Origin of the sequence: Pseudomonas sp. EA_5y_Pfl2_R50 (assembly GCF_963970475.1) — a bacterium.
Lineage (GTDB): Bacteria > Pseudomonadota > Gammaproteobacteria > Pseudomonadales > Pseudomonadaceae > Aquipseudomonas.
Genome location: NZ_CAXAPT010000010.1, coordinates 51364 through 72215 on the forward strand (window position 1 = coordinate 51364; position 20852 = coordinate 72215).

The 20852-nt window shown below is 60.1% G+C and carries 16 protein-coding genes and 1 pseudogene; 9 read left to right on the forward strand and 8 right to left on the reverse strand.

The window, feature by feature from the left end:
• Positions 1-8: 8 nt before the first annotated feature.
• The 3 genes and pseudogenes from AACY19_RS18030 to AACY19_RS18040 all read right to left on the reverse strand — a co-directional run.
• Positions 9-383 (reverse strand): annotated as a pseudogene (locus tag AACY19_RS18030) (SphA family protein); the annotation flags it as partial.
• Positions 383-568 (reverse strand): hypothetical protein, encoded by a 186-nt coding sequence (locus AACY19_RS18035; protein ID WP_339452489.1) that lies wholly within the window; start codon positions 566-568, stop codon positions 383-385. The pseudogene AACY19_RS18030 and the gene AACY19_RS18035, both read right to left, overlap by 1 nt.
• A gap of 9 nt (positions 569-577) precedes the next feature.
• A complete protein-coding gene (locus AACY19_RS18040) occupies positions 578-1366 on the reverse strand; it encodes a hypothetical protein (RefSeq protein WP_339452814.1) in 789 nt (262 codons plus the stop codon).
• Positions 1367-1947: 581 nt separating this feature from the next.
• Between AACY19_RS18040 and AACY19_RS18045 the strand changes: the two genes are divergently transcribed.
• On the forward strand, positions 1948-2316 hold the full coding sequence (locus AACY19_RS18045; protein WP_339452491.1) for a DUF6124 family protein: 369 nt from the start codon (positions 1948-1950) through the stop codon (positions 2314-2316).
• A 175-nt stretch (positions 2317-2491) separates the two neighbouring features.
• Here the strand turns inward: AACY19_RS18045 and AACY19_RS18050 are convergent, their stop codons facing one another.
• Positions 2492-2917, reverse strand: a complete 426-nt coding sequence (locus AACY19_RS18050; RefSeq protein ID WP_339452493.1) for a YciI family protein — start codon at positions 2915-2917, stop codon at positions 2492-2494.
• A gap of 336 nt (positions 2918-3253) precedes the next feature.
• Here AACY19_RS18050 and tpx point away from each other — a divergent pair, with 336 nt between their 5' ends.
• The 7 genes from tpx (at position 3254) to AACY19_RS18085 (ending at position 16370) form a co-directional block, all read left to right on the forward strand.
• Positions 3254-3754, forward strand: coding sequence for a thiol peroxidase (tpx, locus tag AACY19_RS18055; RefSeq protein ID WP_221734078.1), 501 nt, complete (start codon positions 3254-3256; stop codon positions 3752-3754).
• A 188-nt stretch (positions 3755-3942) separates the two neighbouring features.
• Positions 3943-5247: an MdtA/MuxA family multidrug efflux RND transporter periplasmic adaptor subunit gene (locus AACY19_RS18060; protein ID WP_339452495.1), complete on the forward strand. Its 1305-nt coding sequence runs from the start codon at positions 3943-3945 to the stop codon at positions 5245-5247.
• Positions 5244-8345, forward strand: a complete 3102-nt coding sequence (locus tag AACY19_RS18065; protein ID WP_339452497.1) for an MdtB/MuxB family multidrug efflux RND transporter permease subunit — start codon at positions 5244-5246, stop codon at positions 8343-8345. Before AACY19_RS18060 ends, AACY19_RS18065 begins: the two co-directional genes overlap by 4 nt.
• Before the next feature lie 142 nt (positions 8346-8487).
• Positions 8488-11595 carry an efflux RND transporter permease subunit gene (locus AACY19_RS18070; RefSeq protein WP_339452499.1) on the forward strand — a complete coding sequence of 1036 codons (3108 nt, stop codon included), beginning with the start codon at positions 8488-8490 and terminating at the stop codon, positions 11593-11595.
• The gene (locus tag AACY19_RS18075) at positions 11592-13061 is read left to right on the forward strand and encodes an efflux transporter outer membrane subunit (RefSeq protein WP_339452501.1); all 1470 of its coding nucleotides are present in this window, start codon (positions 11592-11594) and stop codon (positions 13059-13061) included. The genes AACY19_RS18070 and AACY19_RS18075 overlap by 4 nt, the downstream gene beginning before the upstream one ends.
• A gap of 293 nt (positions 13062-13354) precedes the next feature.
• Positions 13355-15436, forward strand: a complete 2082-nt coding sequence (locus tag AACY19_RS18080; protein WP_339452503.1) for a putative bifunctional diguanylate cyclase/phosphodiesterase — start codon at positions 13355-13357, stop codon at positions 15434-15436.
• A 187-nt stretch (positions 15437-15623) separates the two neighbouring features.
• Positions 15624-16370 (forward strand): SDR family oxidoreductase, encoded by a 747-nt coding sequence (locus AACY19_RS18085; RefSeq protein ID WP_339452505.1) that lies wholly within the window; start codon positions 15624-15626, stop codon positions 16368-16370.
• A gap of 134 nt (positions 16371-16504) precedes the next feature.
• On the opposite strand, the gene mapR is transcribed toward AACY19_RS18085, so the two are convergent.
• The 3 genes from mapR to AACY19_RS18100 form a co-directional block, all read right to left on the reverse strand.
• Positions 16505-17914, reverse strand: a complete 1410-nt coding sequence (mapR, locus tag AACY19_RS18090) for a GntR family transcriptional regulator MpaR (RefSeq protein ID WP_339452507.1) — start codon at positions 17912-17914, stop codon at positions 16505-16507.
• A gap of 65 nt (positions 17915-17979) precedes the next feature.
• A complete protein-coding gene (gene ccoG / locus AACY19_RS18095) occupies positions 17980-19410 on the reverse strand; it encodes a cytochrome c oxidase accessory protein CcoG (protein WP_339452509.1) in 1431 nt (476 codons plus the stop codon).
• Positions 19411-19605: 195 nt separating this feature from the next.
• Positions 19606-19854, reverse strand: coding sequence for a DUF3203 family protein (locus AACY19_RS18100; protein WP_339452511.1), 249 nt, complete (start codon positions 19852-19854; stop codon positions 19606-19608).
• Between the two features lie 124 nt (positions 19855-19978).
• On the opposite strand from AACY19_RS18100, the gene AACY19_RS18105 reads away from it, so the two are divergent.
• Entirely contained in the window at positions 19979-20491 is a 513-nt protein-coding gene (locus tag AACY19_RS18105) for an MgtC/SapB family protein (protein ID WP_339452513.1), read from the forward strand.
• Between the two features lie 44 nt (positions 20492-20535).
• Here the strand turns inward: AACY19_RS18105 and AACY19_RS18110 are convergent, their stop codons facing one another.
• Positions 20536-20694, reverse strand: coding sequence for a hypothetical protein (locus AACY19_RS18110; protein ID WP_164979430.1), 159 nt, complete (start codon positions 20692-20694; stop codon positions 20536-20538).
• Between the last annotated feature and the right edge of the window lie 158 nt (positions 20695-20852).

The window sequence follows — 20852 nt, forward strand, 5'->3', positions numbered from 1 at the left end:
CTCCGGTACCCAGCGCGCACGTAGAACGGCAGGGACAACGAGAGGTGGTTGAGTTCATCGAAGTGGTAACCGGCAGCAATCGGTGTGATCAGCGCGTCGGCCAATTGCGTGCCGGAATCACTGTCACCGAGGGTGCGTCCCCGCACGCCGGTAATACTGGCCTTGATGTCGGTGTATTGCACCGGAATGCCCACCGCGGAGGCGTCGTACCAGATGCTGCTCAACGACATCACCCAGCCCGGCTCCGGCGGCACGATCCCGGCGTTGGAGAACACCTGTTGCCCGGTAATCGGCCGGCCAACGCCGCCCTCGGCGGCGTAAAGCAGAGGACTGCCGATCATGCACAGCGCCAGCAACGGGCGCACAACGCCAGGCTTGACCATCAACGACTCCGCTCGATGTGCGGGCTATCGGAAAATTCAAGCAGATACAGTGCCGTGCGCTCGGGCGCAGCCTCAATGGCTGGGCGGTCTGCGGGCGGGCGAGCACTGACATCCTGCGCGCCGACGCCGCAACTGACGAACATGGTCATCACGCAGTAGCCGGCTGCTTTGAAGGCTGCTCGCATAGGTTTTCCTTACTTGCCAAACGTCACGTTAATACCGGTGTACACCACGAATTGCGGCAGGCCATCGCCCTTGCGGTCAGCCGTCCACTGCGGCTCGATAAAGGCGTTGAGGATGTTGGTTCCAGACTTCCACGCCTTGCCGACACCGAGGCCGATAGGGATGTAGTGAGTGTCGTTTTTCAGGTCGAAGGTCAAGGTGCCGGTGGAGCGCAGATACCAGCCTTTTTCCAGGTTATGGATGATGAACGGCTGGAAAGTCGCGCTTTCGACATGCGCGCGGTCGCTGTCGCCGGCGAACGAACTCTGGTACTGCACCAGAGCGCCGAGCAGTCCGCGCGGCGATGCATCGATGGCGACGGCGGCCAGTCCGCCTTGCCATTTGCCGGTGCCGAGCTCGTCCTGTGCGGCGGTCGGTGCGGTGATCAGCGGGCCAATGCCCAACTGCACGCCGTCGGTTTTCAGAATGAAGATATCGAACAGGTTCAGGTCACCGATGCCGGTGCTGTAACCATTATGCGGGTCGGGGCGGGTGCTGATTGGCAGGGTCGCGCGCACCAGTTGCGGCACACCGATGAAATCGTTCGGCGCGATCGGCAGGGTGCCGCGCAGCAACACGTCATTGCTGTGCGCGTTGCTGTCGTAGAGTTTAGGGGTGTAGTAGTCCTGCAGATTCGCGCCCGGTGCGACGTTCAACGGGTTGTTGCTTTTGTTCGAATCCTCGGCGTTATCTGCCTGCGCAGCACACGCAATCGCCAGCAAACCCGCCAGAAAAAGAGTCTTCCCCACTCGATTGAACATCATCCCCGATTCCCTGGTGGCTTATGGACACTTGGCGCTAGTCGGCCGTTACTGCGTAATCCCTTTCTTATCAAGCCCGTAGGACACGTCTGAATGACGCTAGCAGCTAATCGGGAGTTAGCCAGCCGAAGGGATTAATTCTTTGGTTTTGTGTACGGGGTCACAGGTGATTGTGTACTAAACATTCCATTGCTCATGGTGTAGGAGCTGTCGAGTGAGATGAGGCTGCTACATATGCGTATTTCAATTCGGGATGTTTAAAGGTTGTTTCGATTTTGCGGAACGTTCCCACAAGGTTTTCAGGTTGTCCGTCGGACGTCGGGTCTCTAGCCTGTGTTCGTCGCTGCCAAATCAGCGACCGGGACTGGAAACCCCGGGGGAAAACTGAACGCAACAGCACCGTTCATGACGTATGCTTGCGCACCTTTTCTGGTGCGTACTTAGTTATGGCGGCTGTGCGTGGGGGACCTTCGGGTCGTCCGGGTTTCTCTGTCCCCCGGGTTTCCAGCCTGCGTACAGCTGCCACCCATTCGACCGGAAGCCGAATGGGCCAGCTCCACCGTTCGGATAGAGAAAACACTATGAAGAAGCCAACACCCAATCCCCCAGAATCAGACGCCGACACCACATCCCCCTACGCCTCAGTCGACAGTAAAAAACTCCACGAAGCCGCCGACCGCGCCCTCGACTACTACCTCAATCCCGCCACCCGCATCATTTCCAGCGCCAACGAGCCGGAACCCATGTACCTCGCCAATCCCAGGTACAACACCGAATCTCTTCTAGCCAACGCCAGCGAAACCCTCGGCTCGGCCAGCGAGATGCTGATCAACTTCGCCGCCTCGCTGGAAACCTCACAGCGCAAGACCGCACTGGGCATCGCACAGGTCGTCATGCTGGGTGAACTTGCGGTGAATCAAGCCTTGGATCACGTCGAGCTCAATGACTGATCTCTATTGAATGATCGTTCCCACGCGCAGCAAAGGAATGCAGCCCTTGACGCTCTGCGTCAAATTCGCAAGCTGGAACGCGGAGCGTCCCTTGAGGCATTCCCACGCAGAGCGTGGGAACGATCAGAATCAAAAGATCGCAGCCTTCGGCAGCTCCTACATCTGGATATCCGGTTTAGCTGTTTTTCTTGGCTTGTTCGCGGATGCGTTCTTCCTGAGCGCGGGCTTCAGGGGTGAATTCGGCGCCGAAGTCTTCGGCAGAAAATATCTGGCGGATTTCAATTTCAGAATCGCCCGGCATCGGGTTAGGGCAGCGCTTGACCCATTCGATGGCTTCTTCTTTTGACTTCACTTCCCAGATCCAGTAACCGGCGATCAACTCCTTGGTTTCGATAAAGGGGCCGTCGATGACCGTGCGTTTATCGCCGGAGAAGCGTACGCGGGCGCCTTTGCTGCTCGGATGCAGGCCATCGCAATCGATCAGGATGCCGGCCTTGACCAGTTCTTCATTGAAATTGCCCATTTCGGTCATCAGTTCTTCGCTGGGCATGATGCCGGCTTCGGAATCGGCGCTGGCTTTGACAAGGATCATGAATCGCATGGCGGTTACTCCGTGGATTGTGGGGACTCGTTGTTTAGTCGAACGAGCCAGCGGTGAATCGACAGGGTCTCTAAATAAAAGACCGGTGACACCACAGAATCCAATGTGGGAGCGAGCCTGCTCGCGAAGAGGTCGTCACATTCAACGTTTATGCTGACTGGTCCAACGCTATCGCGAGCAGGCTCGTTCCCACGTGGGAGTTGCGCTGGTTTTGTATACAACTTTTCGCGCAGGCCCCCAACAATTTCAACGAAGGGCATAGGTCGTCGGACAATTTCGTGGTTAACTTCGGCCTCTTGCATGCTTTCCAACCCAAACATCAGAAGGACTCAGTTCATGGCTCAAGTCACTCTCAAAGGCAACCCGGTTCAAGTCAACGGCCAGTTGCCACAAGCCGGTTCCAAGGCGCCAGCCTTTTCTCTGGTTGCCGGCAATCTGTCCGACGTCACCCTGAAAGACTTTGCCGGCAAGCGCAAAGTGCTGAACATCTTCCCAAGCGTCGACACCCCGACCTGCGCCACTTCCGTGCGCAAATTCAACGCTCAGGCCAACGACATCAGCAACACCGTGGTGCTGTGCATCTCGGCTGACCTGCCGTTCGCCCAAGCGCGCTTCTGCGGCGCCGAAGGCCTGGAAAACGTTCAGAACCTGTCGACCCTGCGCGGCGTCGAATTCATCGAGAACTACGGTGTGGCCATCGCTGACGGCCCGCTGAAAGGCCTGACCGCGCGCGCCGTTGTGGTTCTGGACGAAAACGACAACGTCCTGCACAGCGAACTGGTCAAGGAAATCGCTGAAGAGCCGAACTACGAAGCCGCTTTGGCTGTTCTGAAATAAGTGTTCTGAAAAAAGCGTTTTACAATTGTTAACGGCCTGGCCCTGTCCAGGCCGTTTTCATTTGTGTATCAGTATTTTGCCTCACACCTTGAAACGTAAGTTGAAGGTAAATTGCCGGTAAAGCTGCTTTGCTATTTGCCCATCAGTGCTTATCGTTCAGCCTCCTGTAAAAGAAGCCCACGCGCCCAATGGTTAATCACTCCATGCAATCGTCTTCCCGTAATTCCCGTCGCTGGCTGATCAGCCTGCTGGTCCTGTTGGTTATTGCCGTTCTGTGCTGGAAATTCTGGCCTGCCGGCTCAGCCCACAAGGAGGGCGCTGAAAAGGCGGCCGGGCATACGGGGCGTTCGGGGATGATGCGTCCGGGCTTCGGTGGCGGCACCGGGCCGATTCCGGTGCGGGTGGCGCCAGCGGTCAAGGGGGATTTCCCGCTTTATTACAAGGCACTGGGCACGGTGACGGCGCTCAATACCATCAATGTGCGCAGCCGGGTTGGCGGCGAGCTGGTGAAGATCAATTTCGAAGAAGGGCAGATGGTCAAGGCCGGCGACCTGCTGGCAGAGATCGACCCGCGCCCTTACCAGAACGCCTTGCTCCAGGCCGAAGGCACCTTGTTGCAGAACCAGGCGCAACTGAAAAATGCTCAGGTCGATGTCGAGCGTTATCGCGGTCTGTTCAAGGAAGACAGCATTGCCAAGCAGACCCTGGACACTGCCGAAGCGCTGGTCGGCCAGTACCTGGGCACGGTGAAAACCAACCAGGCGGCAGTCAACGACGCCAAGCTCAATCTCGAATTCACCAAGATCCGCGCACCGATTACCGGTCGCGTTGGTCTGCGTCAGGTCGACGTCGGCAACCTCGTCGCGGCCAATGACACCACGTCCCTTGCTGTCATCACCCAGACGCAGCCGATCAGCGTGGCCTTTACGTTGCCGGAAAACAGCCTGGAAACCGTGCTCGCGCGTTATCGCAGTGGCGCCAAACTGCCCGCCGAAGCCTGGGATCGTGGCGACACCCGACTGCAGGCCACCGGCGTCCTGCAAAGTCTCGACAACCAGATCGACGTCGCCACCGGCACTCTCAAATTCAAGGCGCGTTACGAAAACCGTGACCAGGCATTGTTCCCCAACCAGTTCGTCAATGTGCATTTGCTTGCCGACACCCTCAAAGGTGTCGTCCTCGCACCGTCGGCGGCTATTCAGTTCGGCACCAACGGCACCTTCGTCTACGCGCTGGACGGCGACAAGAAGGTCACCATTCGTCCATTGAAAGTCGGTGCCAGTGACGGTGAAAACACCGTGGTCACCGAAGGCCTCGCTGCCGGCGACCGCGTTGTGCTGGAAGGCACCGACCGCCTCAAGGAAGGCAGCGAGGTGGAGGTGGTCAACGACAGCAAAGACGTGCCAACGACCCCGACCGAACACCTGCAGGGCAAATCCGCCGCCAATGCACCGGATGCCGCCGTGACTGACAAGGCCAAGAAGGGCGCATGAACATTTCGCGGCTGTTCATCCTCCGTCCGGTAGCGACCACCCTGAGCATGCTGGCCATTGTCCTGGCCGGCCTGATCGCTTATCGCCTGCTGCCGGTGTCGGCGCTGCCCCAGGTCGATTACCCGACCATCCGCGTCATGACCCTGTATCCCGGCGCCAGCCCGGACGTAATGACCAGCGCTGTTACAGCGCCGCTGGAACGCCAGTTCGGCCAGATGCCCGGCTTGACGCAAATGGCTTCGACCAGCTCAGGCGGCGCTTCGGTGCTGACCTTGCGTTTCAGCCTCGACATCAACATGGACGTCGCCGAGCAACAGGTGCAAGCCGCGATCAACGCCGCCACCAACCTGCTGCCGACCGACTTGCCGGCGCCGCCGGTGTACAACAAGGTCAACCCCGCAGACACCCCGGTGCTGACCCTGGCCATCACCTCAAAAACCATGCTTCTGCCCAAGCTCAATGATCTGGTCGATACACGCATGGCGCAGAAAATCGCCCAGATCAGCGGCGTCGGCATGGTCAGTATCGCCGGCGGTCAGCGCCAGGCGGTGCGGATCAAGGTCAACCCCGAGGCACTTGCGGCCAACAGCCTCAATCTGTCCGACGTGCGCACGCTGATCAGCGCTTCCAACGTCAACCAGCCGAAGGGCAACTTCGACGGCCCGACCCGGGTGTCGATGCTCGACGCCAACGACCAGCTGACGTCCCCCGAGGATTACGCCAATCTGATCCTCGCCTATAAAAACGGCGCCCCGTTGCGGCTCAAGGATGTCGCGGAGATCGTCGACGGTGCCGAGAACGAGCGTCTGGCCGCGTGGGCCAATCAGAATCAGGCCGTGCTGTTGAACATTCAGCGTCAGCCCGGCGCCAACGTGATCGAGGTGGTGGACCGGATCAAGGCCCTCCTGCCAAGCATCACCGACAACCTGCCGGCAGGCCTTGATGTCACCGTGCTCACTGATCGTACCCAGACCATCCGTGCCTCGGTCACTGACGTGCAGCACGAATTGCTGATCGCCATCGCGCTGGTGGTCATGGTGACGTTCCTGTTCCTGCGTCGCTTCAGTGCCACGATCATCCCGTCGGTGGCCGTGCCACTGTCGCTGATCGGCACGTTTGGCGTGATGTATCTGGCCGGATTCTCGGTCAACAACCTGACCCTCATGGCACTGACCATCGCCACCGGTTTTGTCGTCGATGACGCCATCGTCATGCTGGAAAACATCGCGCGCTTCATTGAAGAGGGCGACAGCCCGATGCAGGCGGCGCTGAAGGGCGCCAGGCAGATCGGGTTCACCCTGATTTCCCTGACCCTGTCGCTGATTGCAGTACTGATCCCGTTGCTGTTCATGGCGGACGTGGTCGGGCGCCTGTTCCGCGAATTCGCGATTACCCTGGCGGTGGCGATCCTGATTTCTCTGGTGGTCTCGCTGACCCTGACGCCGATGATGTGCGCGCGGTTGCTCAAGCGTGAACCGCAAGCACACGAACAGGGCCGTTTCTATCGCGCCAGTGGCGCGGTCATCGACTGGATGATCGCCGCGTATGGACGCAAGTTGCAGTGGGTGCTCAAGCATCAGCCACTGACCCTGCTGGTGGCGATTGGCACCCTGGCACTGACGGTGTTCCTCTACATGGTGGTGCCAAAGGGTTTCTTCCCGGTACAGGACACCGGGGTGATCCAGGGTATTTCCGAGGCACCGCAATCGATTTCCTTTGCTGCGATGGGTGACCGTCAGCAGGAACTGGCGAGCATCATTCTTGAAGATCCGGCGGTGCAGAGCCTGTCGTCCTACATCGGTGTAGACGGCGACAACGCCACACTCAACAGCGGCCGCTTGCTGATCAACCTCAAGCCCCACGGTCAACGTGACCTGACTGCCGCCGAGGTGATCGCCCGTCTGCAGCCGAAGGTGGACAAACTGGTCGGTATCCGGTTGTTCATGCAGCCGGTGCAAGACTTGACCATCGAGGACCGCGTCAGCCGTACCCAGTATCAATTCAGCATGTCTTCGCCGGACTCCGAGTTGCTCAGCCAGTGGAGCGGCCGTCTGGTCGAAGCGCTGGCCCAGCGCCCCGAACTGACCGATGTCGCCAGCGACTTGCAGGACAAGGGTTTGCAGGTCTATCTGGTGATCGACCGCGATGCGGCTTCGCGCCTGGGTGTGTCGGTGGCGAACATCACCGATGCCCTGTATGACGCGTTCGGCCAGCGGCAGATTTCGACCATTTACACCCAGGCCAGCCAGTACCGCGTGGTGTTGCAGGCGCAGTCGGGAGAAAAGATCGGTCCGCAGGCGCTGGACCAGATCCACGTCAAAACCACGGACGGCGCGCAGGTGCGGCTGTCGAGCCTGGCCCATGTCGAGGAACGTCAGGCGCAACTGGCGATCACCCATATCGACCAGTTCCCGGCGGTGATGATGTCGTTCAACCTCGCGCCGGGTGTGGCGCTGGGGCATGCGGTGGACATCATCGAACAGGTACAGAAAGACATCGGCATGCCGGTTGGCGTGCAGACCCAGTTCCAGGGCGCGGCCGAAGCGTTCCAGGCGTCACTGTCGAGCACCTTGCTGCTGATTCTGGCGGCGGTGGTGACCATGTACATCGTGCTCGGCGTGCTCTACGAGAGCTACATCCACCCGATCACCATTCTCTCGACCCTGCCGTCGGCGGCAGTCGGCGCCTTGCTCGCACTGCTGCTCAGCGGCAATGATCTGGGGATGATCGCGATCATCGGCATCATCCTGCTGATCGGTATCGTCAAGAAGAACGCGATCATGATGATCGACTTCGCCCTCGACGCCGAACGCACCCAGGGCATGGCCCCGGAGCAGGCGATCTATCAGGCGGCGCTCCTGCGTTTCCGGCCTATTCTGATGACCACGCTGGCGGCGCTGTTTGGTGCGGTGCCGTTGATGCTCGCCACCGGTTCCGGCGCTGAACTGCGCCAGCCGCTGGGTCTGGTGATGGTCGGCGGTCTGCTGGTCAGCCAGGTACTGACGTTGTTCACCACACCGGTGATCTACCTGTACTTCGACCGCCTCGGTCGGCGCTTTGGCAAGAAAGACGCCGACAGTGAAGAGGTGGCGGTATGACTGTCCGTACACATTCCCATTGTGGGAGCGGGCTTGCTCGCGAAAGCGGCAAGTCAGTCACTGACAATGTTGAATGTGCCGGCTTCTTCGCGAGCAAGCTCGCTCCCACAAGGGTGGGCGGTGAAACAGGGGATCGCGTTCGATGAACCTCTCCGGCCCTTTCATCAAGCGCCCGGTGGCGACGATGCTGCTGAGCCTGGCAATCATGTTGCTGGGCGGTGTGAGTTTCGGTCTGCTGCCGGTGGCGCCACTGCCGCAAATGGATTTCCCGGTGATCGTCGTCCAGGCGAGCCTGCCCGGTGCCAGTCCCGAAGTCATGGCGTCCACCGTGGCGACGCCGCTGGAGCGTTCATTCGGCGCCATCGCTGGCGTCAATACCATGAGCAGCCGTTCCAGTCAGGGCTCGACCCGGGTCATTCTGCAGTTCGACCTCGACCGCGACATCAACGGCGCGGCGCGGGAAGTGCAGGCGGCAATCAATGCTTCGCGCAATCTGTTGCCCAGCGGCATGCGCAGCATGCCGACCTACAAGAAGGTCAATCCGTCGCAGGCACCGATCATGGTGCTGTCGCTGACCTCGGACGTGCTGGAAAAGGGCCAGCTGTACGATCTGGCCTCGACCATCCTGTCGCAGAGCCTGTCCCAGGTTCAGGGTGTCGGCGAAGTGCAGATCGGCGGCAGCTCGCTGCCGGCGGTGCGCATCGAACTCGAACCGCAGGCGCTGAACCAGTACGGCGTGGCGCTCGACGATGTGCGCAAAACCATCGCCGACGCCAACGTGCGCCGGCCCAAGGGCTCGGTCGAGGACGGCCAGCGCTTGTGGCAGATCCAGGCCAACGACCAGTTGGAGAAGGCCAAGGATTACGAGTCGCTGATCATCCACTACGCCGACGGTGCCGCATTGCGCCTCAAGGATGTCGCCAAGGTCAGCGACGGCGTCGAAGACCGCTACAACAGCGGCTTCTTCAACGACGACGCGGCGGTACTGCTGGTGATCAACCGTCAGGCCGGCGCCAACATCATTGAGACGGTCAACGAAATCAAGGCGCAGTTGCCGGCGCTGCAAGCGGTGTTGCCCGCCAGTGTGCAACTGAATCTGGCAATGGACCGCTCGCCTGTGATCAAGGCGACCTTGCACGAAGCCGAAATGACCCTGCTGATTGCCGTGGCACTGGTGATTCTGGTGGTATTCCTGTTCCTCGGTAACTTCCGCGCCTCGCTGATTCCGACCCTGGCGGTTCCGGTGTCGCTGGTGGGCACCTTTGCGGTGATGTACCTCTACGGTTTCTCGTTGAACAACCTGTCGCTGATGGCGCTGATTCTCGCCACCGGGCTGGTGGTGGACGACGCCATCGTGGTGCTGGAAAACATCTCCCGGCATATCGACGAGGGCGTCAAACCGATGAAGGCCGCGTACCTCGGCGCCAAGGAAGTCGGTTTCACCTTGCTGTCGATGAACGTCTCGCTGGTCGCTGTGTTCCTGTCGATCCTGTTCATGGGCGGGATTGTCCAGAGTCTGTTCCGCGAGTTCTCCATCACCCTGGCGGCGGCCATCGTGGTGTCGCTGGTGGTCTCGCTGACCCTGACACCGATGCTCTGCGCGCGCTGGCTGAGGCCACATACGCCGGGCCAGGAAAACCGCCTGCAACGCTGGAGCCGCCGCACCAACGACTGGATGGTGGGCAAGTACGCCACCAGCCTCGACTGGGTGCTGCGTCATCGGCGCCTGACCTTGCTCAGCCTGATCATCACTGTCGGCGTCAACGTTGCGCTGTACGTGGTGGTGCCGAAAACCTTCATGCCCCAGCAGGACACCGGGCAGTTGATCGGTTTTGTGCGAGGCGACGATGGTCTGTCGTTCAGTGTCATGCAGCCGAAAATGGAAACCTTCCGCCGCGCAGTGCTCAAGGATGACGCGGTGGAAAGCGTCGCCGGCTTCATCGGCGGTACCAACGGCACCAATAACGCATTCATGCTGGTGCGCCTGAAACCGATCAAGGATCGCCAGTTGTCCGCGCAGAAAGTCATTGAGCGCTTGCGCAAGGAAATGCCCAAGGTGGCAGGTGCGCAATTGATGCTGATGGCGGATCAGGACCTGCAATTCGGCGGTGGCCGCGAACAGACCACGTCGCAATACAGCTACATCCTGCAAAGCGGTGATCTGGGCGAGTTGCGCAAGTGGTATCCGAAAGTCGTTGCCGCGCTGCGCGCCTTGCCCGAACTGACCGCCATCGACGCCCGGGAGGGGGCGGGAGCGCAGCAGGTGACCTTGATTGTCGACCGTGATCAGGCCAAGCGTCTGGGCGTGGACATGGACATGGTCACGGCGGTGCTCAACAACGCCTACAGTCAGCGGCAGATTTCGACGATCTACGACAGCCTCAACCAGTATCAGGTGGTGATGGAGGTCAATCCGAAATATGCCCAGGACCCGATAACGCTCAAGCAGGTGCAGGTGATCACGGCCGATGGCGCGCGGGTTCCGCTGTCGACCTTTGCCCATTACGAAAACAGCCTGGAAAATGACCGCGTCAGCCACGAAGGCCAGTTCGCCTCCGAGGACATCTCTTTTGACATGGCCGAGGGCGTGACGGTGGAGCAGGGCAGTGCCGCCATTGAGCGGGCCATCGCCAGGCTGGGTATGCCGGAAGACGTGATTGCGAAAATGGCCGGCACTGCCGACGCCTTCGCGGCCACCCAGAAAAGCCAGCCGTTCATGATTCTCGGCGCGCTGCTGGCGGTGTATCTGGTGCTCGGCGTGCTGTACGAAAGCTACATTCACCCGCTGACGATTCTCTCGACCTTGCCCTCGGCCGGGGTCGGCGCGTTGCTGTCGATCTATGCGCTGGGCGGCGAATTCAGCCTGATTTCACTGCTCGGCCTGTTTCTGCTGATCGGCGTGGTGAAGAAAAACGCCATTCTGATGATCGACCTTGCGCTGCAACTGGAGCGGCATCAGGGCATGACCCCACAGGAATCGATCCGCAGTGCCTGCCTGCAACGTCTGCGACCGATCCTGATGACCACGCTGGCGGCAATTCTCGGTGCCTTGCCGTTGCTGCTCAGCCGTGCCGAAGGCGCGGAAATGCGCCAGCCGTTGGGCCTGACCATCATCGGCGGGCTGATTTTCAGCCAGGTGCTGACGCTTTACACCACACCTGTGGTTTATCTCTATCTCGACAAGCTGCGCCATCGCTTCAACAAATGGCGTGGCGTGCGTACTGATGCCGCTCTGGAAACTCCGTTATGACTGACCGTTCGCTTATCAATCTGGCCACTGTGCGCGGTTCGCGTCTGTTGAGTCTGTCGCTGTGCGTGGCGTTGCTCAGTGCCTGCGCTGTCGGCCCGGACTATCAGCGACCGCAAACCGCGCAAATCGCGCAGTACAAGGAAGCCGAAGGCTGGCGTCAGGCCAATCCCAGCGACTCGCTGGCCCGTGGGGCCTGGTGGGAGTTGTACGGCGATCAGCAACTCAACGGGCTGATCGAAAAACTCAACAGCGCCAACCAGACCGTCGCGCAGTCGGAAGCGCAGTTCCGTCAGGCCCAGGCGCTGGTACGCAGTGCGCGCGGGGCGTTTTACCCGAGTGTCGACCTGAGCGTGGGCAAGACCCGCTCCAGCCAGGGCACCGGCAGCAGCAGTTCGAGCCTGAGCAGTTCTTCCAGCGGTATCCGCGACACCTACAACGCGCAATTGGGCGTAAGTTGGGAGGCAGATGTCTGGGGCAAGTTGCGTCGTGGGCTGGAGGCCGATGAGGCCAGCGCTCAGGCGAGTTTTGCCGACCTGGCGGCGATGCGTTTGAGCCAGCAGTCGGAGCTTGTGCAGAATTACCTGCAATTGCGCGTGATCGATCAGCAGAAACGCTTGCTCGAAGCGACCGTCGCGGCGTATCAGCGGTCCTTGACGATGACCCAGAATCAGTATCGCGCCGGTGTTTCCGGGCGTGATGCGGTGGCTCAGGCGCAGACCCAGCTGAAAAGCACCCAGGCTGATCTGGTCGATCTGATCTGGCAGCGGGCGCAGTTCGAGAACGCAATTGCCGTGCTTACCGGGCAGGCGCCGGCGGATTTCAACATTGCCGAAGTGCAAACCATCCCGAACTTGCCGCCAGTGCCGTTGAGCCTGCCGTCGCAGTTGCTGGAACGACGTCCGGACATCGCTTCGGCCGAGCGCGCAGTGATTGCCGCCAACGCCAATATCGGCGTGGCCAAAGCGGCGTATTACCCGGATCTGAGTCTGAGCCTGAGCGGCGGCTATAGCAGCAGTACCTCGCAGAACCTGATCAGCCTGCCGAACCGCTTCTGGTCGGTAGGGCCGAAGCTGACACTGCCGCTGTTCGACGGCGGGATTCGTTCGGCGGAAGTTGATCGCACCGAAGCGGTGTATGACCAGACCGTGGCCAAATACCGCCAGACCGTCCTCGACGGTTTCCGCGAGGTGGAAAACTATCTGGTCCAGCTCAAGGTCTACGAGGACGAAGCGGCGGTGCGTCAGGAGGCCCTCGATGCGGCGCGCGAGTCTTTGCGTCTGACCGAAAACCAGTACAAGGCTGGCCTGATTGCCTATCTCGACGTGGTTACGGTGCAAGCCACGGCGCTGAGCAACGAGCGCAGCGTGCTGAATGTGCTGCAAAGCCGTTTGATTGCCAGCGTGCAACTGATTGCGGCGCTGGGCGGTGGCTGGGATGGGCAACTGGATGTAACTGACACCCAATAAATCACGCTATGGCCAAAATCCTGTGGGAGCGAGCCTGCTCGCGAAGGCGTCAATGCAGTTACTGAGTATTTGAATCAGAGAGCCTGTTCGCGAGCAGGCTCGCTCCCACAGTGAGTTGCGTCAGCTGCGCAAAACCCACTCCAGAGCCCTGTCGGGCGATCAAACAAGCGTTCCATCGGGTTGATGGCAATTTGATTACTTTGTCAGTGCGTTCTTCTGTGCAATCAGTACAATCGCGCATTTTCCCGACCGAGAACGGACGCAGTACGGTTTGGGTCGTCACGAGAAATCCCATGCTCCTCGGTAGTTATTCCTCCACTCTGGTTTTCATTTCGCTGTGTGTGGCGATTCTCGCTTCGTACACCGCGCTTGACCTCACCGGGCGCATCGCCACGGCCAAGGGCCGGGCCGTGCATTTCTGGACGGCCGGGGGAGCCTTTGCCATGGGCGTCGGTGTCTGGTCGATGCACTTCATTGGCATGCTCGCCTTCAAACTGCCGATCGATCTTGGCTATGACATCGCCTTGACCGCACTCTCGCTGCTGATCGCCGTGTTGTCCTGCGGGTTTGCCCTGTGGCTGGTCAGCCAGCCGAAACTGCCAATGCTGCAACTGGCATTCGGTGCGCTGATCATGGGCGGCGGGATCAGCGCCATGCATTACACCGGCATGGCGGCGATGCGCATGACGCCGGGCATCGACTACGACCCGACACTGTTTGGCGCCTCGCTCTTGATTGCAGTGGGTGCCTCGGCGGCGGCGTTGTGGATCGCCTTCCGTTTGCGTCAGCATTCGCCCTATGTGCGCCTGATTCGTGGCGGCGCAGCGATCATTATGGGCATCGCGATTGTCGGCATGCATTACACCGGCATGGCGGCCGCCCAGTTCCCCGAAGGCAGTTTCTGTGGCGCCACCGTCAATGGCTTGAAGGGCAACGGCCTCGACAGTCTGGTGTTGATCACCACGCTGGCAGTGTTGTCGATTGCCTTGCTGACCTCGATTCTCGACGCCCGTCTGGAAGCGCGCACGGCCGATCTCGCACACTCGTTGACCTTAGCTAACCGAGAACTCACGCAACTGGCCCTGCACGACACCCTGACCGGCCTGCCGAACCGCATGTTGCTGGATGACCGCATCAATCAGGCGATGAAGAAAGTCCACGAGCAGGGTGGCTGTTTTGCGCTGATGTTCATCGATCTGGACGGCTTCAAACCGGTCAACGATGCCTTCGGTCATCACATGGGCGATCAGTTGTTGCGTGAGGTAGGCGTGCGTCTGCGTGAAGACTTGCGCAGCCTCGACACATTGGCACGGATCGGCGGCGACGAGTTCGCGCTGCTGGTGCGCCTGGCCGAGCCCAACGACGCGCTGGGGCTGGCGGCACGTCAGGTTGGCCTGATCGCGCAATCGTTCCGTATCGCCGAGCATGACCTGCAGATTTCCGCCAGTGTCGGCATCGCCCTGTATCCGGGCAACGGTGAGAGCGCGCAGGAATTGTTGATGAACGCTGACGCGGCGATGTACCACGCCAAGGGCGGCGGTAAAAACGGTTACAGTTTTTTCGATGCCTCGATGAACAACAACGCGCGCAAGCAGTTGCAGTTGTTGCAGGACCTGCGTGCGGCGCTGGAGCACAGCCAGTTCAGTTTGCATTACCAACCCAAGTTCGATGCCGCCAATGGCCGTCCGGTCGGCGCAGAAGCACTGTTGCGTTGGCAACATCCGGTCCACGGCATGATGATGCCGGACACGTTCATCGAACTCGCCGAGAAAACCGGGCTGATCATTCCCATCGGTGAATGGGTGCTCAACGAAGCCTGCCGGCAGATGCGTGAATGGTATGTGCTGGGTTACACCGATTGGCGTATCGCGGTGAACCTGTCGGCGTTGCAGTTCTGTCACGGAGGGTTGGTGCGCAGCGTCGCCAAGGCCTTGGCGACTCATCATTTACCCGCCAACAGCCTGACCCTGGAAATCACTGAAACCACGGCCATGAGCGATGCCGATGCCAGCATGACGGTGTTGCAGGAGTTGTCGGACATGGGCGTCGACCTGTCGATTGACGACTTCGGCACCGGCTATTCCAGCCTGATGTACCTCAAGCGTTTGCCGGCCAATGAGCTGAAGATTGATCGTGGATTTGTCCGCGATCTGGAACACGACAGCGACGACGCGGCCATCGTCTCGGCGATTGTCGCCTTAGGGCAGGCGCTTGGATTGCGGATTGTCGCTGAAGGTGTCGAGACCGGTGTGCAACAGGCGTTTCTGACTGAGCTGGGGTGTGATTCGTTGCAGGGTTATCTGCTGGGGCATCCGATGCCGGCTGACAGATTCATGCAGGATATTGCTCGAACTCAGCCGTTAGCGGCGGTCTGATCAAGCGCGTTATCGTTCTTCGCGAGCAGTCTCGCTCCCACAGGGGCTGCCTGGTGCACAAATCCAGGGTAGGAGCGAGCCTGCTGGCGAAGGCGTCCGGCCAGACACAACAGACCTCATGCAAAACCGGCCAATGGCAGTTATTCTTCCCCCGACTGTTACGTGTGCATTGGGGAGAAAGGCCAGCATGGATAAAGTCATTGTGATCACCGGAGGCGGGCGCGGGATTGGCGCTGCCACGGCGTTGTTGGCTGCCGGACAAGGCTACCGGATCTGCATCAACTATCAGTCGGATGAACAGGCCGCGCAAAGCGTGCTGGAACAAGTCCGTGCCTTGGGGGCACAGGCCATTGCGGTACGCGCCGATGTCAGTATCGAAGACGAAGTGATCGCGCTGTTCCAGCGGGTCGACAGCGAGCTGGGCCGCGTCACCGCCCTGGTGAACAACGCAGGCACCGTAGGACAAAAGTCGCGAGTCGACGAAATGTCCGAATTTCGTATTCTGAAAATCATGAAAACCAATGTCCTTGCGCCGATCCTCTGCGCCAAACACGCGATCCTGCACATGTCGCCCAAGCATGGCGGGCAGGGTGGCAGTATCGTCAACGTGTCGTCGGTGGCATCGCGCCTCGGCTCGCCTAATGAATACGTGGATTACGCGGCCTCAAAAGGCGCGCTCGACTCGTTCACCATCGGTCTGTCCAAGGAAGTGGCGGGCGAGGGGATTCGCGTCAATGCGGTGCGTCCGGGCTATATCTACACCGATTTTCACGCACTGAGCGGCGATCCGGATCGGGTCAGCAAGCTTGAGTCGGCGATTCCGATGGCTCGTGGGGGGCGCCCGGATGAAGTGGCGGAAGCGATTGTCTGGTTGTTGTCGGACAAGGCTTCGTATGCGACGGGGACGTTTGTTGATCTGGGGGGCGGGCGTTAATCCTGCAAGTATTTATTGAAGGTTCTGGCCCCTTCGCGAGCAAGCCCGCTCCCACATGGGTTCTGTGTCGTACACGAATCCAATGTGGGAGCGGGCTTGCTCGCGAATACGGTAGCCGCGACAACTGCAGATCGTCAGAACGACCGCACAATTCGCCCCAACGTCTCCATGGCTTTTTCCGAGTCTTCAGTCCACGGGCTGCCATAGTTCAGGCGAATACAATTCCTGAACCGTTGCGTCGGTGAAAATATCGGTCCCGGCGCAATGCTGATGCCTTGCGCCAGCGCCATCTGGAACAACTTCAGCGAATCCATCTGCGCGGGCAGTTCCAGCCACAGAAAGTAGCCGCCGGCCGGTTGGCTGACCCGTGTCTGTGCCGGGAAGTAGCGGGCGATGGCGGCGAGCATCGCGCTCTGCTGTTCTTCCAGGGCGTAGCGCAGTTTGCGCAAGTGACGGTCGTAGCCGCCGTGTTGCAGGTAATCGGCAATCGCCGCTTGTGCCGGCATCGAGGCGCACAGCGAGGTCATCAGTTTCAGTCGCTCGATTTTTTGCGCGTAACGCCCGGCGGCCACCCAGCCAATGCGATAGCCGGGGGCCAGGCTCTTGGCGAACGAGCCGCAATGCATCACCAGGCCTTCGGTGTCGAAGGCCTTGGCCGGCTTCGGCGCCTGTTGGCCGTAATAGAGTTCGGCATAGACATCGTCTTCGATCAACGGCACCTGGTGGTGGCGCAGCAGCTCGACCAGTTCCTGTTTCTTCGCTTCAGGCATGGTCGCGCCCATCGGGTTCTGAAAACTGGTCATGCACCAGCAGGCCTTGATCGGATGCCGCTCCAGCGTCTGCGCGAGGACGCCGAGATCGATGCCGTCACGCGGGTGCACGGGAATTTCCACGGCCTTGAGTTTCAGGCGCTCAAGCACTTGCAGGCTGGCATAGAACGCCGGGGCTTCGATGGCGACAAGATCGCCGGGCTCGGTGACGGCTTGCAGACACAGGTTCAGCGCTTCGAGAGCGCCGTTGGTGATCAGCAGCTCTTCCATCGGCAACATCAAGCCACCGACCATGTAACGCAGGGCGATCTGCCGGCGCAGTTGCGGATTGCCCGGCGACATGTCGGTGACGACCATGCGCGGGTCCATTTCGCGCGCCGCGCTGGCGAGCGAACGCGACAGCCGTTGCAGCGGGAACAGGGTCGGGCTGGGGAACGCCGAGCCGAACGGCACGGTGCTCGGGTCCTTGATCGATTCCAGTACCGAAAACACCAGTTCGCTGACATCGACTTCGGTGGATTCGTTGACCTGATGGCTGATTACCGGCTCGCAGAACGGGCTCGGCGCATGGGCGTTGACGAAGTAGCCGGAGCGCGGTCGGGCGCGGATCAGGCCGCGGCGTTCGAGCAGGTAATAGGCCTGGAACACCGTGGACGGGCTGACACCGTAGGTCTGGCTGGCGTAGCGCACCGAGGGCACGCGCTGGCCGGGCCCGAGGACGCCCGAGCGGATCAGTTCAGCGATGTCGTCGGCGAATTTTTCGTAGCGTTTCATCTTTCGTCCGGATTGATTTCATTCTGGAAGACCGCGTCGCCGTCATTCGCGAGCAGTCTAAGGGATCAGCGATTGATCGGCGCCACAAACCTGCTCTTCGCCACGCTATAAACCTCAGGCTCATCGCTGTCGGCAATCTTGAAACTCAGGGTCTGCGAACTGCTGGCCGGGCGTTCCGTGGTCATCGCCACCGACACCGGCACATCGACGATTTCACCCGGCGCCAGGCTCAGTCCGGTCTTGCCTTGCAACTGGAAGCCGTCGCCGTCCACCAGGCTCAGGTTGTAGTCCTGACGTTGCTGGGTCTTGTTGATGATCTTGAGGGTGTAGATGTTCTCGATCTGGCCCTGAGCGTTTTCCCGGAACAGCCCGCGATCCTTGGTCACGTCCAGCGACACCATCGGCCGCTCGACCAGTGCCAGCGCGAGTGCGCCGATCATCACCAGCAGCACCACCGTGTAGCCGATCAACCGAGGCCGCAGCAGGTGGGTCTTGCCGCCCTGCAACTCCCGTTCGGAGCTGTAACGGATCAAACCGCGCGGGTAGTTCATTTTGTCCATGATCGAATCACAGGCGTCGATGCAGGCGGCGCAGCCGATGCACTCCATCTGCAAGCCGTCGCGGATGTCGATCCCGGTCGGGCACACCTGCACGCACAACTGGCAGTCGATGCAATCGCCCAGGCCAGCCTCGACCGGTTTGACCTCGCGTTTGCGCGGGCCACGATGTTCACCACGGGCGACATCGTAGGAAATCGTCAGGGTGTCTTTGTCGAACATCACACTCTGGAACCGCGCATACGGGCACATGTGCATGCACACTGCTTCGCGCAGCCAGCCGGCGTTGATGTAGGTGGCAGCGGTGAAAAACAGCACCCAAAACAGGCTGACGCCGCCGATTTGCAGGGTCAGCAGTTCTTCAGCGAGGGGGCGGATCGGTGTGAAGTAGCCGACGAAGGTCAGGCCTGTCAGCACGCTGATCGCCAGCCACAGCGTGTGTTTGGCGGCGCGGCGGGCCAGTTTGTTCAGGCTCCACGGAGCGGCTTGCAGTTTGATGCGCTGGTTGCGCTCGCCTTCGGTGACTTTCTCGCACCACATGAAAATCCACGTCCATGAACTCTGCGGACAGGTGTAGCCACACCAGACCCGGCCGGCGAACACGGTGATCGCGAAAAGACCGAACGCGGCGATGATCAGCAAAGCGGACAGCAGGATGAAATCCTGTGGCCAGAACGTCGCGCCAAAGATGTGGAATTTGCTTTCGGAAAGATCCCAGAGCACGGCCTGACGACCGCCCCAGTTCAGCCATACCGTGCCGAAGAACAGCAAAAACAGAAACCCCGCGCCGCTCATGCGCAAGGTGCGGAACAGGCCGGTGAAACTGCGGGTGTGGATCTGCTGGTCGCTGGACCTGGCCGTCGCCTTCATTGGGCGTGCGGGCACACTTTTAATAATGGGAGATGCTTCTACGGTTCGGACGGGGATTTGTTCGCTCATGGTCAGTCGCTCATCAGCCTCCATCAGGCCAGAGCACTATGAGCGCCGAACTGTTTGCATAACAGACTCAGGTATTTCAATAAAAAGCGGATCAGATACGGTTTTACGCAACGTCTGCGACAACTTGAAGCAGCCCGCAGGCAACGGCGCAAACGCCTATCGCAGACGTTTGCGCGCAGTGTTGATCAGGGTCAGTCAAATCACCGAATCACTCTCGTCAGCCTTCAGGTGCCTGCGACCGTCCCGGGCACCCGCGACGGTCAATGCGTCAGCTTCGGATTCGGTGATGTAAACGCGGCGGCCTTCTATTTCAACGAACGACATGGATTTTTCGCTATCGGTCCTGACTTCGAGGGTGTCGCAGATGCGGATTTCCTCGCCATTTTCGACGGTGAAAAAACACACTTTTTGTTCGGGGTTGGATTCATCGATTCGAAGAGGCATCGGAGCAGTCCTTTTTTCAGGGGAGTCTGCAAGGTTAGGGCGCGTGCCGCGCTGAACGTTCTGCGCAACTGATTAATGGTCGCCGCTGTCCATCGTCTATCGAGCCAATAACAGGGACTGCACGATGAACGCGTGGTGGAATGAAGTGTGGGCAACCCTGCAGGCGGAATTTGCCGACATTGGCGATGCCTCGCAAATGACGCGCATTACCGTGCGCCTGCTGATGGCGGCGGTACTCGGCGGGATTCTCGGCTTCGAGCGCGAGCACAAAGGCAAGGCTGCCGGAGTGCGCACGCACATGCTCGTTGCGCTCGGCGCGGCGATGTTTGTGCTGGTGCCGCAGACGTCGGGAGCGGAATCGGATGCGATGAGTCGCGTGTTGCAAGGGGTGATTGCCGGGATCGGCTTTCTCGGTGCCGGGACCATCCTGAAAAACAAGGAAGGCGATGAAGGCGATGTCAAAGGCCTGACCACGGCTGCCGGGCTGTGGATGACGGCGGCCATTGGTGTTGCGGTCGGGTTGGGCAGGGAAGCGACGGCGCTGCTCAGTACCGTGCTGGCGCTGGGCATTTTCAGCGTGATGCCTCGGATCGTGAAGCTTTTCGAACAAGATGAGCAGAAGACTGATGACCACTGACTGATCGTTCCCACACAAGCGTGGTAACGATCAGTCATCGCCAGTCAGACAATGACGGGTGGCATCGTCGACGGCGGTTCTTCCTTGGGCGGCGGCGTGGTGCCCGGCGGTTCCTGCTCGGGAACCGGTTGCGGCTCAGTCTCGGGCAGCGTGGGCTTGTCGATGTTCGGATCAGGCGTTTCGGCCGGGATCGGGATATTCATCTGAGGACCTCCGTGTGGCACATGGCGTGAGAAGTGCTTAAGTGGATTGACCACCTCATGGCGAATTCGATCCGCTTTTCTGACACGGCAATTTCATCTGAACTTTTCCCCGGGCAGGTCGCTCGGAACCTAAGTGAGTTCATTCCGGAGCAGGTGCT

Bases quoted from the DNA above. Each gene is read 5' to 3' on its own strand.
- AACY19_RS18035 (WP_339452489.1), bottom strand. From the start codon at position 568: ATGCGAGCAGCCTTCAAAGCAGCCGGCTACTGCGTGATGACCATGTTC.
- AACY19_RS18040 (WP_339452814.1), bottom strand. From the start codon at position 1,366: ATGTTCAATCGAGTGGGGAAGACTCTTTTTCTGGCGGGTTTGCTGGCG.
- AACY19_RS18045 (WP_339452491.1), top strand. From the start codon at position 1,948: ATGAAGAAGCCAACACCCAATCCCCCAGAATCAGACGCCGACACCACA.
- AACY19_RS18050 (WP_339452493.1), bottom strand. From the start codon at position 2,917: ATGCGATTCATGATCCTTGTCAAAGCCAGCGCCGATTCCGAAGCCGGC.
- tpx (WP_221734078.1), top strand. From the start codon at position 3,254: ATGGCTCAAGTCACTCTCAAAGGCAACCCGGTTCAAGTCAACGGCCAG.
- AACY19_RS18060 (WP_339452495.1), top strand. From the start codon at position 3,943: ATGGTTAATCACTCCATGCAATCGTCTTCCCGTAATTCCCGTCGCTGG.
- AACY19_RS18065 (WP_339452497.1), top strand. From the start codon at position 5,244: ATGAACATTTCGCGGCTGTTCATCCTCCGTCCGGTAGCGACCACCCTG.
- AACY19_RS18070 (WP_339452499.1), top strand. From the start codon at position 8,488: ATGAACCTCTCCGGCCCTTTCATCAAGCGCCCGGTGGCGACGATGCTG.
- AACY19_RS18075 (WP_339452501.1), top strand. From the start codon at position 11,592: ATGACTGACCGTTCGCTTATCAATCTGGCCACTGTGCGCGGTTCGCGT.
- AACY19_RS18080 (WP_339452503.1), top strand. From the start codon at position 13,355: ATGCTCCTCGGTAGTTATTCCTCCACTCTGGTTTTCATTTCGCTGTGT.
- AACY19_RS18085 (WP_339452505.1), top strand. From the start codon at position 15,624: ATGGATAAAGTCATTGTGATCACCGGAGGCGGGCGCGGGATTGGCGCT.
- mapR (WP_339452507.1), bottom strand. From the start codon at position 17,914: ATGAAACGCTACGAAAAATTCGCCGACGACATCGCTGAACTGATCCGC.
- ccoG (WP_339452509.1), bottom strand. From the start codon at position 19,410: ATGAGCGAACAAATCCCCGTCCGAACCGTAGAAGCATCTCCCATTATT.
- AACY19_RS18100 (WP_339452511.1), bottom strand. From the start codon at position 19,854: ATGCCTCTTCGAATCGATGAATCCAACCCCGAACAAAAAGTGTGTTTT.
- AACY19_RS18105 (WP_339452513.1), top strand. From the start codon at position 19,979: ATGAACGCGTGGTGGAATGAAGTGTGGGCAACCCTGCAGGCGGAATTT.
- AACY19_RS18110 (WP_164979430.1), bottom strand. From the start codon at position 20,694: ATGAATATCCCGATCCCGGCCGAAACGCCTGATCCGAACATCGACAAG.